The sequence below is a fragment of the Okeania sp. SIO3B5 genome (assembly GCF_010692555.1).
In the GTDB taxonomy this organism is placed as follows: Bacteria; Cyanobacteriota; Cyanobacteriia; order Cyanobacteriales; family Microcoleaceae; genus Okeania.
Window position 1 is genome coordinate 12,919 of sequence record NZ_JAAHHG010000031.1, and the last position, 19,335, is coordinate 32,253.

The window sequence follows — 19,335 nt, forward strand, 5'->3', positions numbered from 1 at the left end:
AACTCGGTGCTGGTGCTCGGAACCTGAGTCCGAGCAAGGAAGCACCGACCCTACGGGCCAATGATTGGAAACCGTCAGGAAAAAGAATCAAGCGATGCAGCGCCGCCAAAGGGGGTTTCCCCCATGAGCGACTGCATCAAGAAGCGTGGTTTGTATAGAACAGGTAATAATTGGTGTGAAGACTGCAGACTGTAATGGGGCTGCAAATATAATCACAAAAGTAAGCAGAAAGCAGTAGGGGCGATTCGCGAATCGCCCCTACTTAAGCCAACTGTGTAGGGGCACTTTGACTTGTCCCCAGAGAGTGTATCTTTGGTCAGCTAAGAACAGGCGGAGCAACACGGATTTATCCTGTTGCGTAGTATCAACTTAGAATCCTCGTGACTGACCTCCGGGGAGTAGTCAAAAGGTAAATCAATCGTCAATATTCCCCAGTAAACATCTTCATTAATGGATAATTGATAATGGATAATTGATAATGGATAATTGATAATTACCTCTGGTTAAAGCCGAGAGGATTGAATATCAGGAAATATTATTTCTTCTCTTGGTCCATTGGATATGGTTAGGAAAACCATCCATCTCTCGACCGCTTTTTCCCCTTAAAAGGGGAAGCTTTAAACCAGAATTATTTAATTATTAATTATTAATTATTAATTATTAATTATTAATTATTCGGTAAATCTACACAAAACTTCAATAAAATTTAAAGTATGCATCTGAGCGAAATTTCTCATCCTAACCAGTTGCACGGTCTTTCAATTCATCAATTAGAAGAAATTGCTAGACAAATAAGAGAAAAACATCTAGAAACCGTTGCTACAAGTGGAGGACATCTAGGTCCGGGATTAGGAGTAGTAGAACTTACCCTGGGTCTCTACCAAACTCTCGATCTCGATCGGGATAAAGTTCTATGGGATGTAGGCCACCAAGCTTATCCCCACAAAATTATCACAGGTCGATATAACAATTTCCATACCTTGCGACAAAAAGATGGGGTGGCAGGTTATCTCAAACGTTGTGAAAGCAAGTTTGACCATTTTGGTGCAGGTCATGCTTCGACAAGTATCTCTGCTGCTTTAGGAATGGCCTTAGCTAGAGATATGAAAGGAGAGAATTTTAAGGTAGCAGCGATTATCGGTGATGGCGCTTTAACTGGTGGTATGGCCTTAGAAGCTATTAACCATGCAGGTCACTTACCTAAAACTAATATGCTGGTAGTGTTAAATGATAACGAGATGTCTATCTCTCCTAATGTGGGAGCTATTTCTCGCTATCTGAACAAAATGCGCCTCTCTCCACCAATCCAGTTTCTCAAAGATAACCTAGAAGAACAATTCAAACATATTCCTTTTGTAGGCGAAACCTTTACGCCAGAAATGGAAAGGCTTAAAGAAGGGATGAAGCGTTTGGCAGTATCAAAAGTGGGAGCAGTTATTGAAGAATTGGGCTTCACTTATATTGGTCCTGTTGATGGGCATAACTTAGAAGAACTAATTACAACTTTCAAGCAAGCTCACGAAATTCCTGGACCTGTATTAGTTCATGTTTCTACAACTAAGGGTAAAGGGTACGCAGTTGCTGAAGAAGATAAAGTTGGTTATCATGCTCAAAATCCCTTTAATCTAGCTACTGGCAAAGCTTTACCAGCAAACAAGCCAAAGCCTCCCAAATACTCTAAAGTTTTTGCCCATACCTTGGTGAAACTTGCCGAAAATAATCCTAAAATTATCGGTATTACTGCTGCCATGGGAACTGGTACTTGCCTGGATAAACTTCATGCTAAGTTGCCAAAACAATATATTGATGTTGGTATTGCAGAACAACACGCTGTGACTCTAGCTGCGGGATTAGCTTGTGAAGGAATGCGGCCTGTGGCGGGTATTTACTCGACTTTCTTGCAACGAGCTTATGACCAAATTATCCATGATGTTTGTATTCAAAAGCTCCCAGTTTTCTTCTGTTTAGACCGCGCTGGAATTGTGGGAGCTGATGGCCCTACTCATCAGGGAATGTATGATATTGCCTATTTACGTTGTATCCCTAATATGGTAATCATGGCACCTAAAGATGAGGGAGAGTTGCAACGAATGGTGGTGACTGGGATTGACTATACAGATGGCCCTATTGCCATGCGGTATCCTCGTGGTAATGGTTATGGTGTGCCATTAATGGAAGAGGGTTGGGAAGCTATTCCTATTGGTAAGGGTGAAATTCTCCGGAATGGCGATGATGTTTTGATATTGGGCTATGGGTCAATGGTACATCCTGCTGTGCAAACTGCCGAAATTCTCAGCGAACATGGTATTGCAGCTACAGTGGTAAATGCTCGTTTTGTCAAGCCTTTGGATACAGAATTAATTTTGCCTTTGGCACAACGTATTGGAAAAGTTGTGACTATGGAGGAAGGCTGTTTGATGGGTGGTTTTGGTTCGGCAGTTACGGAAGCTTTGATGGATAATGATGTAATAGTACCTGTGTTACGTTTGGGTGTACCGGATAAGTTGGTGGATCATGCTAAACCTGATGAGTCGAAAGCTGATTTGGGTTTGACTCCATCTCAGATGGCTGAACGTATTTTGCAGAGTTTTAAGTCTAAGTTATCAACGGTTAACGTTTAAGTTTACTAGCGGTAATTCCCTCACTAATAGTTTGGCTTTGGTAATTGATAGAATGATTTACCGAAAAATTGGGTTTAAAGCCTCGCCCTTGTAGGGCGACTTTTTATTTGAGCATGCAAGTGAATTGGATATATGCTAAACTGTTATTAGTTGCCGGGGGGCACGCCTCCTCCGGAGGAGCTGCGAATTGCGGAAACTCGTGCGCGGACGTGGAGGGAAGCATCAGACTACCGCCAAGGAAGCAGCGCCCCGTGTTAGCGGCAGCTATGCGAAGCAAAGCGTCAACCCGCCGAAGAGCTACGGCTCAGTAGGAATCCCCGCGCCTAACAGCCGGGGAGGATGTCAATAGGTGTGAGGTACACTCATAGCGGGCAAGATGCTCGCAATGGGAACATTTATAGCAGTTTTCATTAACATAGAATACAGAGATTTTGCCTTAAAGGCAGCTATGCTGAGGGCGAAAGGCAGAAGCTTTGTAGTCTACCTTTGTGAAAACTGCTATAATTTTTAATATCTGTACTTTATCAGGACTTATATCATGTCCGGATAATTAGTGATAAAAAAACTTCTTTCTCCTGACTTCCTGTTCCCCTCCTGGGAGGGGTTAGGGGTGGGTTGACTCCCTAATTATTTATAACTGTTCAACCGGACATGATATTACGCATGAACCGATACTATTTTGCTAACATTTGTTAACAATGCACAGCAAGATTAACCTGCTGAGGGGGTATCTCCCAATGTCTACAAGAAAACCTGTAGACGCAAATGAATTACTTACGTCGCCTTGGTTATCGGCTCAACAGAAGTTTTAATTACTTGACCACGAAGCGCGGCAACTTATCAGGATAGCGGTTACTTAGTGGTCTGGCGCAAGCACCACAAACTACTCTGTTTGCTAGATTTTAGCATAATCTATACAACTAGATCGGTATAGCTGTATCAATATATATGAACTTATGTTAGTAAATATTAGTACATCAACAATTTCTATTCCTCTTTCTTCTTCTTTCTTCCCTCCTGACTCCTAATATCATGTCCGGATAATCAGTTATGAAAAAACTTATCCTCTTGCTTAAACAGTAAATCTTTCTATTTTCCCTACTCCCCTACTACCTTAATAATAAGTATTCAACCGGACATGATATAACTTCCCCTCCTGGGAGCTAGGGGTGGGTTGACTCCTAAGTAATTAAGATTAATATTATACATTAATTCAGCAACGCCGATTTTAGCTTAATCGAATCTGGAGGCATATAAAAATGGAATCAAACTACAATTCTAATAATCAAACCGTACGAAAAAAACTGTAGAAAATTGTAACAACTTTTATCTTGATATTGGATTAACCAATATTGGCGCTCTCGGCACAGCTCACTATTCCCTCGGCAGTAAATGCCTCTGGGAATTTCTTATCTTATATTTGAAGACTGCCATTAACATCAGCATTAATGACTATACCAGTTGCACTCCTGAACAAACCACGTTTGACTCGTTTACCTACATAAGTTCTATGTTTACAAGGTTTTTCTAAGTCAATAGCTGAAGTTTTACTGGTGTAACTTTCTTCCGTTTCAATGACTTTGATCCCAGCCAGTTGACACTTATAAGTTATCTGTTGAATTAGCTGAGAATGCGGTATTTGAGTAAAATTTTGGTTGTTTTTTTTGCCGATATTTGCGCCTTGTTTCCAGTTATCATTTTGGCCGATGACTACAATACCAATTCTGTTAGTGACTAAATAATTCACCACTAATTTACTGGTGTTATGCAGATAATTCTCGACAAAACGATTTCGGTGATAGGTTAATGCTTCAATCTTACGGCTCGTTTTTTTCTGTCCCTTGAGAACACTTTGATACTTAGCTTTTCGCTTGTTATATAGTTGATTGACGCTTTTTAGTGGCTGACCATTAACTAGCATAGGTTTAACACCGGGCTTGTTTGTAGATAGAGCTACCTTACTGTCAATTCCTAGGTCAATTCCGGCTACATATGTTGAGTCTATTTGTGGCTGATGTTTTTTTTCACGCCACTACTTCAATTATATAGCAGCTAGTAGCAGGTACTATCCTCACTTCGATGACAGTATCCACAACTACAGGTATGCATGATTTCACTCATGGATAAGTGACAAATACCATCTAAAAGAGGGGCTTTATAGACTGATTATGCATGAATATATAACTACATTCCTACCTTGAGTTTTATTTTTATACTTTGGTATTTTGGGTTTACCTAAAAACTTCCCTGGATGCTTTGACCATTCAATGATTGCCTGAAAATAACCACGCCAAGTGGCAACCAAGCATTTGATTATTTGTTTTGATACCTTGGTTGGTAAGGATCTGTAAGCATCACTATCTTTGGTTGCATGGTAGAGTTTGGTTAAATCTAGACTTTTTGAACACTTGAAAAAATGCTGACGACAGTAATAATTAGCCAAATTATACAAGTTTTTTGACTTAAAGGCTAACTCATCACACACTCGCCAAAAGTTATGTGTTCGTTTAATAATATGTCTGTCAACAAGTCGCATTCACATGAATTATTTCCTAAGCTTTGGTTACCTGTTTAATATTAACACACTTTTCTACTTCTAGCAACTATTTTATACAATTTTCATTCAACAGTTAATCACCCCAGGAACATTCACGGATTATAGAAAAGTTCAATTAACTTTAGTCACCGATCTGAAAAATTTGCGAGAGTTTTCTCAAAAACTCAACTTACAAAAATCAATTTTCTTGATTGATGATGTTCTAGAACGTGTTCAAAAAAACTCTTTCTCAGTTGCAGTTGTTGGAGAATTCAAAAGAGGAAAAAGCACTTTCATTAATGCTTTGTTAAGTAAAGAGATACTACCAGCAGATGTTAATCCTTGTTCTGCAACTCTCAACCGCGTGACCTATGGAGTTAAACCATTAGTACAGATTAAATTCCGAGATGGTGGAATTGAAGAAGTAGCTATTGATAAATTAGCTGACTATGTTACCAAACTAACACCAGAGTCAGAGGAAACTGCTGCTAATGTAAAAGAAGCAGTAGTTTACTATCCAGTGCATTATTGTCAGAATAATGTCGATATTATTGATACACCTGGATTAAATGATGAAGCTAATATGACTGAGGTAACACTTTCGGTGCTACCGGAAGTGGATGCAGCTATTATGGTTGTGATGGCTCAATCTCCTTTTTCTCAATTTGAGAAAGAATTTGTCGAAACAAAATTACTGACAAACGATCTAGGTCGGATAATCTTTGTTGTAACAGGAATCGATCGTTACAACAGTCCTGAAGATGCTGAGAAAGGAATTAAGTATATCCGAGATCGTATCCAGAAAATGACGACAAATAGAGCTAAAGAACAATATGGCGAAGATTCTCCAGAATATGAAGTATATTATAAAAAAAATTGGAACTCCAAAGGTGTTTGGTCTTTCTGCTTACCAAGCGTTACAAGCAAAGCGCAACGATGATAATGCTCTACTAACTCAAAGTCGCTTTTCAGAATTTAAAACAGCTTTAGAGAAATTTCTCACCCAAGAAAGAGGGGCGACCTTTTTACAAGTTCCACTTAATCGGGCGATCGCTTCAGGGGCAGATGGATAATACTCAACATCAACTATTTGAATTGCGTGAGAAACGTTCGCGGCAAGAAACTTTAACTGAACAAGAGCGTCAAGGTATCAAACAAATGAAAACTGAGACTCAGAGAATTTTAGACAATGCGCAACGATTATCTCAGCAACTCGTTCAGCAGGTCAATCTAATTGATGAGTAGTGGATGTCGCGCAAGTCTTCAGAAGTCAGAAATAATTTCTGACTAAATTTTAACAGCATTTAGGAATAGACATCTCTAGAAAAAAGGGAGTAGGGACGTTGCATGCAACATCCCTACAGAGTAGGGGGAAAGAATTGATTATTTCTGTAGCATAATTGATTTTATTTGTTATTATTAGAGATGTCTAATGTTCTAACCTCAATGTTTAGTAGACTAACACTGATAACTGATAACTAAAATGACAGATTTAAAAGAATTTCGTAGAGCTACAAATCCTAATAAAGCTCTCAATATAGAAAATGCTCAAGATAAAGCATATTACATTGACTTTGCTTCAGTGCGAGGAGGTAAAGTTATTACTAAACTCAAAAATAAAATTACCGTTTTTGATACTGACGAACCTACTTGTAGTCTTTTTACAGGACATATTGGTTGTGGCAAATCTACAGAATTATTACGACTTAAAGTAGAATTAGAAAATAAAAATTTTCATGTTGTTTATTTTGAGTCAAGTGAAGATTTAGACGTTGGTGATGTTGATCTTATTGATGTACTCCTAGTGATTGCTCGTCGTATCAGTGAAAATTTAGAGGAAAATCAAATTAAGCTAGAAGCAACAGGTTTGAAAAAGTTGATTAAAGATGTTTGGCAAGGTTTGAATGCAGAAGTTAAAGGTTTAGAAATAGGCATTCCCAAATTAGGAAAAATAGGAGGAGGAACTACTAATAAAGAAGGAGAATTTTCTTTATCATTTGGCATTGGTAAGATTACGATGATGGCAAAAAGTGACCAGAAGCTACGTCAGCAACTTAACCAATATTTAGGACCTCAAAAAATTGACTTAATTAAAACAATTAATCAGGAATTATTAGAACCTGCGATCGCCAAGCTCAAACAAAAGGGCAAAGAAGGATTAGTCGTAATTGTGGATAACCTAGACCGAATTGACAATACAGTTAAATCTTTTGGGATACCTCAGCAGGAATATCTATTTATCGATCAGGGAGAATTCCTCAAAGGTTTAAATTGTCACTTAGTCTATACCATGCCTCTCTCTCTAATGTTCTCCAATGATTTTGGCAGACTTGAGAACAGATTTGGGGAAGCTCCTGATGTTTTACCCATGGTTCCTGTAAAGTTTAAGAATGGCAAAAACCATAAAGAAGGAATGGAGCTACTACAAAAGATGGTATTAGCGCGAGTTTTTCCTAATATTGAACCAGAACAACGTCTCCACAAAATTACAGAAATTTTTGATTCTACTGAGACTTTGGAGCGTTTATGTCGTGTCAGCGGTGGTCATGTGCGGGACTTATTAAGCCTTTTAAGTACATTAATTATGGAAGAAATGCAATTACCTCTTTCTGGGAAAGTATTAGAAACTGTCATTCGTACTCGCCGAAATAAAAGGACTATGGCTATTTCCGATCAAGAATGGGAGTTATTGCGTCAAGTAAAGCAACGAAAAAAGGTCAGTGATGATATAGGTTATCAAAAGCTCATTCGCAGTCATTTTGTCTTTGAATATATAGAAAATGATGAATCTTGGTTTGATATTAATCCTATTTTGGCAGAAGCACTTGAATTACAATGATGAATGAATCACAGAAAAGGTTAAATATTACGGATGAACAAGAAAGCTCTCTCAAGAAATTAGCCTCAACAATAGAGGATTTTCAGGGAGAGTTTATGTTAATTTTTGCCCATTGTAATTATACGGGTTTAAGGGAGCGCTTAGTTCAACGTCTACAAGAATTTTGTTTAGTTGAAACAGTAGTTATTCAGCCATTGGATATTACTTTGTATACAACTATTCAAACTCAAATTACAGGAAAAAAACCATTAGCTGTGATGGTTTTGGGGTTAGAAACTGTGATTAACCTTCGGCAGATGTTAGCATCAGCAGATCAAGTCCGGGAGGAGTTCCAGAAAAACTTTCATTTCCCTTTAATATTATGGGTTGACGATCGAGTCCAAGTCGAATTCATGGACTCAGCCCCTAATTTTGATAATTGGGGAATAACGAAAGAATTTACGATTACAAAGGAAGAACTAGCCATTATTTTGAAAGATAAAGCCGAAGAGTTTTTTACTCATAATTCCCCACAACTAACTCATGGTGAAGCTTTAGCACTAGAAGTAGAAATAGAAGCGGCACAGAGAGATTTTCACAGTGCAGAAGACCTAGAGTTAGAAGCAAATTTACAATCTTTATTAGGCTTTGTTAAAGATATTAATAAGAAAAGAGATAGTGCTTTAGAGCATTATCAAAAAGGGTTTGAGGTTTGGCAACAACTTGGTAATTTAGAAAGACAAGGAACAATACTGAGTAAAATTGCTTTTTGTTATTATCTGCAAGCTTTTAAACAACCACTTGAGCATCCAGATTGGCAAAAGACTAGAAATTATTTAGAACAAGCACTACAGGCTTGGGAACAGGCAAAAAGACCAGATTTAATGGCTGATTCTATTACTAAATTAGGTAGAATTTTTAGGAAGCTAGAAGACTGGGAAAAGCTTAAAGAATTTGCTAAAAAAGCTTTAGAATGGCATCAAAAGGGTATGATAATTTCAGGAAGAATAGAAGATTATACTTTTCTGGCTGAAGTAGCTTTAGTCCAAGAGCAATGGGAGAAAGCAATTAATTTAGCTCAAGAATCTCTAAAACTTCACCCACCAATAGAATCAGAAAATCAGGTAGTTATTCCAAGCTTTAGTAGATGTTATTTTATAAAAGCAAGAGCGCAACAACATTTAGGAAAGTATCAGGAAGCAATTGAAAACTTAGAAATTGCTGAACGTTCTATAGATACTAGATATAAAGTTTATTTGGTTCTTGATGTTCAATTATATCTAGATATTCTCTACAATTTACGTCAACTCTACTTTGATAACCAAGAATATCGTAAAGCTTTTGAAATTAAGCAACGATCTCAAAGGACTAAATATAGATATGGTCGAAAGCCATTTATTGGTGCAAGTCACCTAGAAAGCAAAGAAATTTTAGCACCTACCTACTTAACTGGGAATGGCTTCCTAAATCTTCCTAGAGAAATAATTTCTTCAGGTCGCGATCAAGATGTGAAAAATTTAGTGCAATGGGTTAAGCGAAAAGACAAAAAAGTAATTGTTATTTATGGCGTTTCTGGAGTAGGAAAAAGTTCTTTAATCAAGGCAGGATTAGTGCCTAGTTTAGAACAAGAATTTATTGGTTTAGAAAAATTTATTCCTGTATATATTCGTAGTTATACTAATTGGCTGGAAGAGTTAGGAAAAAAACTAAAAAAAGCTCTAGCAAAAAATGGGATTAACTTAACTAACCCTCTAAACTCTTCAGAATTTATTTTAGAACAATTACAAAAAAGTCAGTCCCAAAACCTGCGATTTGTTTTAATTTTTGACCAATTTGAGGAATTCTTTTTTATTGCTGATACAGAAGCACTGAGAAATGAATTGTTTGAATTTTTAGGAAAATGTTTAGATATTATTACTCTTAAGGTTATTTTTTCCTTGCGTCAAGATTATATCCATTTATTGCTGAATAGACCAGGAATGACAAAAATTAGTGATGATATTCTCAGCAAGAATGTCCTTTATGAAATTACTAATTTTTCTGTTGATACAGCAAAAAGTTTAATTGATAAATTAACTCAGCAATCTAATCTTCGTTTAGAAGAGGATTTAATTGAGGAACTTGTTAAAGATTTGGGAGAAAAAGATGATCAAATACGTCCTATTGAGTTGCAAGTAGTGGGAGCGCAACTACAACAAGAGAAGATTATTAATCTGGAACAATATCAGAAGTGTGGCAGTAAAGAAGAGTTAGTCAAGCGTTATTTAAAATCAGTTGTACAAGACTGCGGAAGAGAAAACGAAAAGCTAGCAAATTTAATTCTATTTTTGCTAACTAATGAAAAAGATAATAGACCACTGAAAACTCGTTTTGCATTAGAAAAAGAGTTGAAAGATTTAGGAGAGAATCTAACTCTAGGAACTGAAAATTTAGATTTAGTTTTAGAGATTTTAGTAGCTTCTAGGTTGGTGTTTGAAATACCAGAAAATCCAGAAAACAGCTATCAATTAGTTCATGATTATCTAGTTTATTTTATTCGTGAAGCACACGCTTCCAGATTTTTAGAGCAACTAGAAACAAGCAAAGAAATAAATAGACAAACTGAAGCAGAACTCCAAGAAACTCGTCAACAGTTAGAACAATTACTGGAAGTAGTTAAAAGGAATCGTCAACGTGCAGAACAAGAACGAAAACAAACCGAGCAGGTTAAAGAATGGCTAGAAAATGCTACATTTGAGGCACTGAATTCACCTTTTATGAGTCCCAAAGTTTCAGGTTTTACAGATTACAAAGAAACTTTAGAAATGGTGGTAAATAGTCTAGAGAAACTACAACAATTTTCCCAAAAATTTAAGTTAGAAAAATTAATTTTCTTGATTAATGATGTCCTAGAGGATGTTCAAACAAATTCTTTTGCAGTCGCGGTTGTGGGAGAGTTTAAACGAGGTAAAAGTACCTTTATTAATGCTTTAATTGGTGAGGATATATTGCCAACAGATATTAATCCTTGTACTGCTACTGTTACTCGTGTTACCTATGGAATTAAACCTTTAGTGAAGGTAATATTTACAAGTGGTTTAGTGGAAGAAATAGCTACTGATAAGTTATCTGATTATGTTACCCAACTAACACCAGAAGTAGAAAAAATTGCGGCTCATGTTAAAGAAGTAATAGTTTACCATCCAGTTAGTTATTGTCAGAATAATGTAGATATTATAGATACACCAGGGTTAAATAATGAACCTAATATGACAAATGCAGTGCTTTCAATACTGCCTAAAGTTGATGCAATTATTATGGTTATAATGGCTCAAACTCCTCTTTCAAAATTTGAACAAGAATTTATAGAAACTAGGTTATTAAATAGCGATATAGTTCCAATCATTTTTGTCGTTACAGGAATTGACCGCTATTCCAATTCAGAAGATGTTGAAAAAGCAATTCAGTATATCCGAAACCGTATTTCTCATCTAGTCATGGATAAAATCAAAGAAAAATATTCTGAGGATTCTCCACTGTATGAAATTGATAGTAAAAAGCTTGCTACAATGAAAATTTATCCTCTTTCTGCTTATCAAGCTTTGCAAGCAAAAAAGAATTCTAATAATCAACTTTTAATTCAAAGTCGCTTTCCTGAATTTGAGGAAGCTTTAGAGAAATTTCTAACTCAAGAAAGAGGAGGGGCTTTTTTACAAATTCCAATCAATAGAATTATTCATTCAGCCAATGAGATTCTCAAAACTATTAGCCTTAAGCAAAATGCTTTAGATATCCAACAGAACAAGTTGCTGGATGATTATAAAAAGTTGTTTTCTGAGTTAAAAACTGAGGAAGACAGTCAAATATATTTTATTAACTTGATTAAGAAAGAACTTGAAGAAGAACATAAATATCAGCAAATCCCTGCTCAGGTACTTAACAAGATATTTCAACTTTTGGAAAAAGTTCAAGAACATGGAGATTCAAAACTAACTAAGATCAAAAATCTATTAAATGAACAGTATGCTAAACTCAAACAAGAAGAAATTCAACTCAAACCTCAACGGGAAGAACTGGATTATATGGCTGGTGAAACACAGATAATTCTGAGTAATTCCCTGCGCTTATCTCAACGACTTAGACAACAAGTAAATATGGATGACTCAGAACTATAATAAATCCTAATCATGTACAATTATGAATAATACAAATCAAATAGAAAAATCTCATTTCTCGCCATTACTTAATTACAAGCAAACAGTTTTTAAATTATCAAACATTCTCAGAAAATTAAGAGAATATTCTGAAAAACTGAATCTAGAAAAGTCTATTCAACTAACTGACGATGTTCTACAAAGACTCGAAAATAATTCTTTTTCCATTGCTGTTTTTGGAGAATTTAAACGTGCTAAAAGTACCTTCATTAATGCTCTATGGGGCGTTTCATGTCCCGAACAAAATGGCCATTCGCCCCTACTAACTTCTGACAACTGATAACTGATAACTGAAATGACGTGCGCATAGCACTATACTCCTAGTTAAGCGAGTAGCCACAGTTGGAGTAAAAGCGAGCATTATCTATTACAAAAGCACCACAGGAAGGAGAAAAAAACTCTTATTATATCATGTTCGGATAATCAGTTATAAAAAACCTTATCTCGTTTGAACCAATATTCCCTTCAGCATAGCTGCTTTCTGCCCTCTGCCTTCCTTTCTCCAAAGTATAAGTATTTAACCGAACATGATATTAGTGATGGAGCGGGAATCCCGCACTGTCTCTTAGAGCAGCGTCGGGAGGATGTCAAGCTTGACTAAATTAGATTGATATGAAAATATTACCTTTGTAGGATTAGCGGAAAAATGACTTATGGTGACAAAAGAAGAAAGCGATCGCTTCTTAACCTCTTGGAATGATACTGCTATGGAGTATCCCCAGGACAAGTGTATCCACCAGTTATTTGAACAACAGGTAGAAAAAACTCCAAACTCGGTGGCGGTAGTGTTTGAGGAAAAACAGCTAACCTACCGGGAGTTGAACGACAAAGCTAATCAACTCGCCCGCCACTTGCAAGATTTGGGGGTAGGGCCAGAAGTGCTGGTGGGTCTTTGCATCGATCGCTCTTTGGACATGGTTATCGCTATGTTGGGAATCCTAAAAGCGGGTGGCGCTTATGTGCCGTTAGACCCAGCTTATCCGACAGAGCGTTTAGCTTTCATGGTTGAAGATGCGGGTTTGTCAATTGTAGTTACTCAAGAAAAACTAGGGACAAAATTGCTGGAGTTGGCAACGCTGGCAACTTCTTCTTTGATGGTTAGCTTAGACAATGATTGGGAGAAAATATCGCAACAGAGTCCAGAAAATCCTGACAGTAATATAAGTTCTGAAAATTTAGCATACATCATCTATACGTCTGGTTCTACTGGAAAACCTAAAGGAGTGCAAATTGCTCACAAGTCTGTAGTCAACTTATTACAGGCGATCGCTACTTGTCCGGGACTCGGTGCTGGCGATACAATGTTAGCTGTCACCACTATATCATTTGACGTTTCAGTTCCCGAAATATATGGAGTATTAACTATCGGAGGTCGCGTCGTCTTAGCTAGTCGAGAAGTAGTCAAAGATCCACCACAATTAATGGAGTTGCTAGCATCCCAAAATCCTACAGTTATGTCAGCAACTCCAGCAACTTGGCGAATGTTGCTAGACGCTGGTTGGCAAGGTAGTCAAAATCTGAAAATTATTTCTACTGGAGAGAGGTTATCGAGAGAGTTAGCAGACAAGTTATTAGAAAAATGTGACTCCCTCTGGAATTTATACGGACCCACAGAAATTACCGTTTGGGCAACTCTCTACCAGGTTAAACCTGGTGAAGGAGCAGTAGCGATCGGGCGACCAATTGCTAATACTCAAACCTATATTCTCGATCCGAATCAGCAACAAGTACCTGTTGGTGAACCAGGAGAATTGCATATTGGCGGTGCAGGTTTAGCGAAAGGATACCTAAATAGACCAGAACTAACCGCAGAAAAATTTATCTTTTTTAAGTCAAAAGTCAAAAGTCAAAAGTCAAAAGTTTTATATAAAACAGGAGACTTAGCTCGATACCTACCCGACGGCAACATTGAATACCTGGGACGCATTGACCATCAAGTCAAAATTCGCGGTTATCGCATCGAACTTGGAGAAATAGAGGCAACCCTGAGCAAACATCCTGATGTCAAACAAGCTGTAGTTACTGCGCGGGAAGATATCCCCAACCAAAAACGCCTCGTTGCTTACCTGGTTCCTGGTTCCGAAGCAGATACAGAAAATGCAGTCAAGCAAACTGAACAATGGCAAAAAATCTGGGATGAAGCTTATATTCAGCCAGACAATGGGCAAGATGGGAGTTTTCATATCGGTGGTTGGAACGATAGTTATACGGGGAAAGACCTCGACCCCGAACAAGTACGAGAGTGGGTAGAGCATACTGTAGAGCGGATTCTATCTTTGCAACCACAGCGACTGTTAGAAATTGGGTGCGGGACGGGGTTGCTACTGTTTCGGATGGCTTCTCAATGTGAATATTACTACGCTACAGACCTTTCTGGGGAAGCAATTCGCTATCTAGAAAGACAAATTGATAATAGTGAGTTAGCATCTTCAGTAGTGCTGCGTCAGACACCTGCGGATGGGTTAGGAAAAATTGTCAATGAACCGTTTGATACAGCTATCTCTAACTCAGTGATTCAGTTTTTTCCCAGTATTGACTATCTAGTTCAGGTTATAGAAACAGCGGTAAAGTTAGTGGAACCTGGAGGTCAAATTTTTCTGGGGGATATACTGAGTTTGCCTTTGCTGGAAACGTTTCATACGTCGGTGCAGTTGTATCAAGCTTCCGCTTCTCTTTCGATAGCTGAATTACGGCAACGGATAGCTTCGCGCTTATCCCGAGAACAACGACTAATTATTGACCCTGAGTTCTTTATTGCTCTCAAAGCGCATTTACCTCAAATTAGTCATGTAGAAGTTCAACTCAAGCGCGGGTATTATCAAAATGAATTGACTCGCTTCCGTTACGATGTGGTTCTCCATTTAGGAAAAAAAGTCTGTTCTTCGACAACTCCTCCAGTTTATCTAAATTGGCAGGAAGATATCACCCTAAACGCCTTTTTGAAAGAGGAAGATCCCCCCCTAACCCCCCCTTGGGAAGGGGGGGAATTGACTGTAGATGGTGTTTGTCAAAAATTGTTAGAAACTTCCCCAGAAATACTCGTTGTTACCCGCATTCCCAACGCCAGAATTTGGGCAGATGTGCAAGCAATGGCATTGTTAGCAAGTTCAAATTGTCCTGAAACTGTAGGGGAACTGCAACAAAAAATTACCCGAAACGGAATTGAACCGGAAGAATGGTGGGAATTGCAGGAAAAGATTCCTTATCGGATAAACATTACCTGGTCTGGTAATGATGCTGATGGTTACTATAATGTGATATTTATACGGAATGATACCAATTTAATTGCAGACAGCACGGTCATTTGCCCTAAACAACCCAAGTTTAAACCTTGGAATGTTTATGCTAATCAACCATACACCGGAACCAAACACAGTCAGTTAATCCCTCAGTTGCGTGGGTTCCTGCAAGAAAAACTGCCAGATTACATGATGCCATCAGCATTTGTTGTTCTGGACAAACTGCCGCTCACACCGAGCGGAAAAATTGACCGACGCGCTCTACCTGCTCCAGATAAATCTCGTCCGGTTCTGGATGTGGAGTTAGTTGCACCGCGAACTCCCACAGAAGAAATTCTCGCAGGAATATGGGGAGAAGTTCTCAGTCTCAATGAAGTTGGAGTATTAGACAATTTCTTTATGTTGGGAGGAGACTCCATTGGTGCAACTCAACTGATTTCACGAGTGCGCGATACTTTCCAGATAGAACTGTCCCTGCATCGGTTGTTTGAATCTCCAACAGTGGCAGAATTTGGGGAGCTGATATTAGGAGCAACTCGCCAACAATTAGCTCCTATAAAACCAGTGTCGCGAGATGAAGAACTTCCCCTATCTTTTGCCGAACAACGACTATGGTTTTTAGACCAATTGCAGGAAGGAACTATCGTTTATAACGAGCAAGAAGGGTTGCGTCTATCCGGTTCGCTTTCTGTGGAAGCATTAGAAAAAGCAGTACAAGAAATAGTTCGCCGTCACGAGAACTTACGGACAAATTATCAGGCGATCGCTGGTTCTCCTGTGCGAGTTATTCACACAGAACTGGATTTGAAAATTCCTATTGTTGACTTACAGCAGTTGCCACCAGAGGAACAGCGAAAAGAAGTACAACACTTGGGTGAACGAGAAATTCAGCAACCATTTGACTTAGCAAATGATTCTTTAGTGCGAGTTACCCTATTGCAATTGGCAGTCGATGATTATGTGCTATTGCTGACAATGCACCATATTATTACTGATGGTTGGTCAACAGGTGTATTTAGCCATGAATTGGAAGTGCTTTATGGAGCTTATTTTCAAGGGAAACCCTCACCCTTACCCCAACTGCCAATTCAATATGCTGACTTTGCTTGCTGGCAACGGCAACCTGCGACTGTTGAAATTCTAGCACCGCAACTAGATTACTGGAAAAAACAGTTAGCAGGAGCGCCACCTCTATTAGAATTACCTACAGACTATCCTCGGAAAACGGTGCAGACAGCTCTTGGGGGTAAAGAGTTTTTTGAGCTTGGAGTCGATTTCACAAAACAACTCAAGGGTTTGAGTCAAGAATTAGGAGTGACTCTATTTATGACCCTATTTGCTGCGTTTAGCACTTTACTTTATCGTTATTCTGGTCAAGAAGATATAGTTGTTGGTACACCCATTGCCAACCGCAACCGCAGTGAAATAGAAGGGTTAATTGGCTTTTTTGTCAATACGTTGGTGCTGCGAACTCAATTTGAAGATAATCCCAGTTTTACTGACTTGTTGCATCAGATACGGCAGACTTCTTTGGATGCTTACGCTCATCAGGATTTACCGTTTGAGCAATTGGTAGAAGCACTGCAACCAGAACGCAGTCTGAGTTACACGCCCATATTTCAGGTAGCATTTGCCCTGCAAAATGCTCCGATGGCACCTCTGGACTTACCGGGGGTGAGTTTTAATTGGTTGCAGATGGAAAGTGCTAAAGCTAAATTCGATCTAACCTTGTCAATGGAGGAGACAGAAAAAGGATTAATTGGATATTGGGAATATAATCGGGATTTGTTTGAACCAGCAACTATTCGTCGAGCTATCGGACATTTTAAGACTCTGCTCGAAGCGATCGCTACTCATCCAAAAACACGAGTTAGCAAACTTCCCTTATTAACAGAAGCAGAAAGCCATCAATTATTAATAGAGTGGAACGATACCAAAACAACCTATCCTCAAAATCAGTGTATTCATCAGTTACTAGAGGAACAAGTAGAACGTACTCCCAATGCGGTGGCAGTTGTTTTTGAAAGCGAACAACTCACCTATCGCGAATTGAATGCGAAAGCAAACCAACTGGCACGGTATTTGCAAAATTTGGGAGTCAGAGCAGAAGTTCTGGTAGGAATATGCGTTGATCGCTCTCTAGAAATGGTAGTAGGAATACTCGGCATTCTCAAAACTGGTGGAGCTTATGTACCGTTAGATCCAGCTTATCCATCAGAACGCTTGACTTATATGTTAGAAGATTCAGCAATACCAGTGTTGTTAACCCAATTTAAGTTAGTGAGACAACTGCCAAAAACAGAGGCTCAGGTAGTCTGTTTGGATACCCAGTGGGGGGAAATCGCTTCAGAAAGTGAAAAAAACCCAATTAATCAGACGAAACCGGATAACTTAGCTTATATAATTTATACTTCTGGATCGACAGGCAAACCTAAAGGAGTTTTAATTCATCACTCTGGACTGGTTAACTTAGTTTATTGGCATCAAAGAAATTTTGATATTTCTTCATCAGACAGAGCTACTCAAATCGCTGGAACTGCTTTTGATGCATCAGCCTGGGAATTGTGGCCATACTTAACAGCAGGCAGCACTATTTATCTGGCGAAACCTGAAACAATTCTCAACCCAGAAAAGCTGCTCAATTGGCTTGTATGCAACAAAATCACAATTACATTTTTACCCACACCACTAGCAGAAAAGTTGCTAGATTTGAATTGGCCAGAAAATACTCATTTGCGAACAATGCTCGTAGGTGGAGATAAACTTTCTCGCTTTACCTCCGATTCTATTCCATTTAAGCTGATCAACAACTACGGGCCAACTGAAAATACTGTCGTGACCACTTCTGGGTTAGTTATCTCTAACTCAAGGGATTTGATATCACCAGCGATCGGTCGTCCCATAGCTAATACCCAAATCTATATCCTAGACAAACATCTCCAACCCGTCCCCATCGGCGTGCCAGGGGAACTTCATATTGGTGGCGCGGGATTAGCCAGAGGTTATCTCAATCGCCCGGAATTAACCGCGCAAAAATTTATCCCCAATCCCTTTAGCACGGAACCGAACTCCCATCTTTACAAAACTGAATATCAGGGACACTACCTTAACGATAGCAAAACAACCTATCCTCAAAATCAGTGTATTCATCAGTTATTTGAGTCACAAGTAGAACGCACTCCCGACGCGGTGGCAGTTGTTTTTGAAGACGAACAACTCACCTATCGCGAATTAAATGAAAAAGCAAATCAACTGGCGCGGTATTTGCAAAGCTTAGGAGTCAAACCAGAAGTTCTGGTAGGTATTTGCGTAGAGCGATCGCTGGAAATGATAATAGGATTGTTGGGAATTCTCAAAGCAGGTGCGGCCTATGTACCCTTGGACTCCAACTCTCCACCAGAACGCCTAGGTTTTATACTTGCAGATACTCAAATTTCAATTATTCTTACCCAAGAAAAGCTTAAATCTACAATTCCTTCCCTTGCTGATATTGCGCTCTGTTTAGATACTGAGTGGCATCAGATTGCACAACAAGCTCCAACCAATCTGACAACCTCCGTTAAATCTAACAATCTAGCATACATCATCTATACTTCTGGTTCAACTGGTAAGCCAAAAGGGGTGTTGATTCAACATAACAATGTCAACCGCCTGTTTGCGGCAACTCAATCCTGGTTTTCCTTCACAGGATCGGGGGAAGCCAGATGTTGCTACGCTTTTTGTTGAACGGGGGATTTATATCATGTCCGGATAAGAGCGTAATAAAAAACTTTCTCCTTCAACTCCAGTTCTTCTTCTTTCTTGCCTCTTTCCTCCTGACTCCTGACTCCTGACTCCTGACTCCTCCGTAGTTATTTATTTATCACTGTTCAACCGGACATGATATAAGTCATTGCGAGTGGAACGGAGTGGAAGGAAGCAATCTCAG

10 protein-coding genes are annotated in these 19,335 nt (G+C 38.7%); 8 read left to right on the forward strand and 2 right to left on the reverse strand.

What is annotated here, in order from left to right; genetic code table 11:
• The first annotated feature begins 713 nt into the window (after positions 1-713).
• Entirely contained in the window at positions 714-2,621 is a 1,908-nt protein-coding gene (gene dxs, locus F6K54_RS07105) for a 1-deoxy-D-xylulose-5-phosphate synthase (protein WP_293076000.1), read from the forward strand.
• Positions 2,622-4,035: 1,414 nt separating this feature from the next.
• Here the strand turns inward: dxs and F6K54_RS07110 are convergent.
• Positions 4,036-4,626, reverse strand: a complete 591-nt coding sequence (locus F6K54_RS07110; RefSeq protein WP_366558067.1) for a transposase — start codon at positions 4,624-4,626, stop codon at positions 4,036-4,038.
• 150 nt (positions 4,627-4,776) lie between these two features.
• Positions 4,777-5,157: a hypothetical protein gene (locus F6K54_RS07115; protein ID WP_293076002.1), complete on the reverse strand. Its 381-nt coding sequence runs from the start codon at positions 5,155-5,157 to the stop codon at positions 4,777-4,779.
• 163 nt (positions 5,158-5,320) lie between these two features.
• On the opposite strand from F6K54_RS07115, the gene F6K54_RS07120 reads away from it, so the two are divergent.
• The 7 genes from F6K54_RS07120 to F6K54_RS07150 all read left to right on the forward strand — a co-directional run bounded on the left by F6K54_RS07120 (position 5,321) and on the right by F6K54_RS07150 (position 19,133).
• Entirely contained in the window at positions 5,321-6,097 is a 777-nt protein-coding gene (locus tag F6K54_RS07120; protein WP_293076004.1) for a dynamin family protein, read from the forward strand.
• Positions 6,048-6,230: a hypothetical protein gene (locus F6K54_RS07125; protein ID WP_293076005.1), complete on the forward strand. Its 183-nt coding sequence runs from the start codon at positions 6,048-6,050 to the stop codon at positions 6,228-6,230. The genes F6K54_RS07120 and F6K54_RS07125 overlap by 50 nt, the downstream gene beginning before the upstream one ends.
• Entirely contained in the window at positions 6,223-6,402 is a 180-nt protein-coding gene (locus F6K54_RS07130) for a hypothetical protein (protein ID WP_293076007.1), read from the forward strand. Before F6K54_RS07125 ends, F6K54_RS07130 begins: the two co-directional genes overlap by 8 nt.
• A gap of 238 nt (positions 6,403-6,640) precedes the next feature.
• Positions 6,641-7,996 carry an ATP-binding protein gene (locus tag F6K54_RS07135; protein WP_293076009.1) on the forward strand — a complete coding sequence of 452 codons (1,356 nt, stop codon included), beginning with the start codon at positions 6,641-6,643 and terminating at the stop codon, positions 7,994-7,996.
• Positions 7,993-12,129 carry a dynamin family protein gene (locus tag F6K54_RS07140; protein WP_293076011.1) on the forward strand — a complete coding sequence of 1,379 codons (4,137 nt, stop codon included), beginning with the start codon at positions 7,993-7,995 and terminating at the stop codon, positions 12,127-12,129. Before F6K54_RS07135 ends, F6K54_RS07140 begins: the two co-directional genes overlap by 4 nt.
• 22 nt (positions 12,130-12,151) lie before the next feature.
• A complete protein-coding gene (locus tag F6K54_RS07145; RefSeq protein ID WP_293076013.1) occupies positions 12,152-12,448 on the forward strand; it encodes a hypothetical protein in 297 nt (98 codons plus the stop codon).
• 373 nt (positions 12,449-12,821) lie between these two features.
• Positions 12,822-19,133, forward strand: coding sequence for a non-ribosomal peptide synthetase (locus F6K54_RS07150; protein ID WP_293076015.1), 6,312 nt, complete (start codon positions 12,822-12,824; stop codon positions 19,131-19,133).
• The last annotated feature ends 202 nt before the right edge of the window (positions 19,134-19,335 follow it).

What these genes read in the sequence shown, in the direction of transcription:
- dxs (WP_293076000.1), top strand. Translation starts at nt 714, where the DNA reads ATGCATCTGAGCGAAATTTCTCATCCTAACCAGTTGCACGGTCTTTCA.
- F6K54_RS07115 (WP_293076002.1), bottom strand. Translation starts at nt 5,157, where the DNA reads ATGCGACTTGTTGACAGACATATTATTAAACGAACACATAACTTTTGG.
- F6K54_RS07130 (WP_293076007.1), top strand. Translation starts at nt 6,223, where the DNA reads ATGGATAATACTCAACATCAACTATTTGAATTGCGTGAGAAACGTTCG.
- F6K54_RS07135 (WP_293076009.1), top strand. Translation starts at nt 6,641, where the DNA reads ATGACAGATTTAAAAGAATTTCGTAGAGCTACAAATCCTAATAAAGCT.
- F6K54_RS07140 (WP_293076011.1), top strand. Translation starts at nt 7,993, where the DNA reads ATGATGAATGAATCACAGAAAAGGTTAAATATTACGGATGAACAAGAA.
- F6K54_RS07145 (WP_293076013.1), top strand. Translation starts at nt 12,152, where the DNA reads ATGAATAATACAAATCAAATAGAAAAATCTCATTTCTCGCCATTACTT.
- F6K54_RS07150 (WP_293076015.1), top strand. Translation starts at nt 12,822, where the DNA reads ATGGTGACAAAAGAAGAAAGCGATCGCTTCTTAACCTCTTGGAATGAT.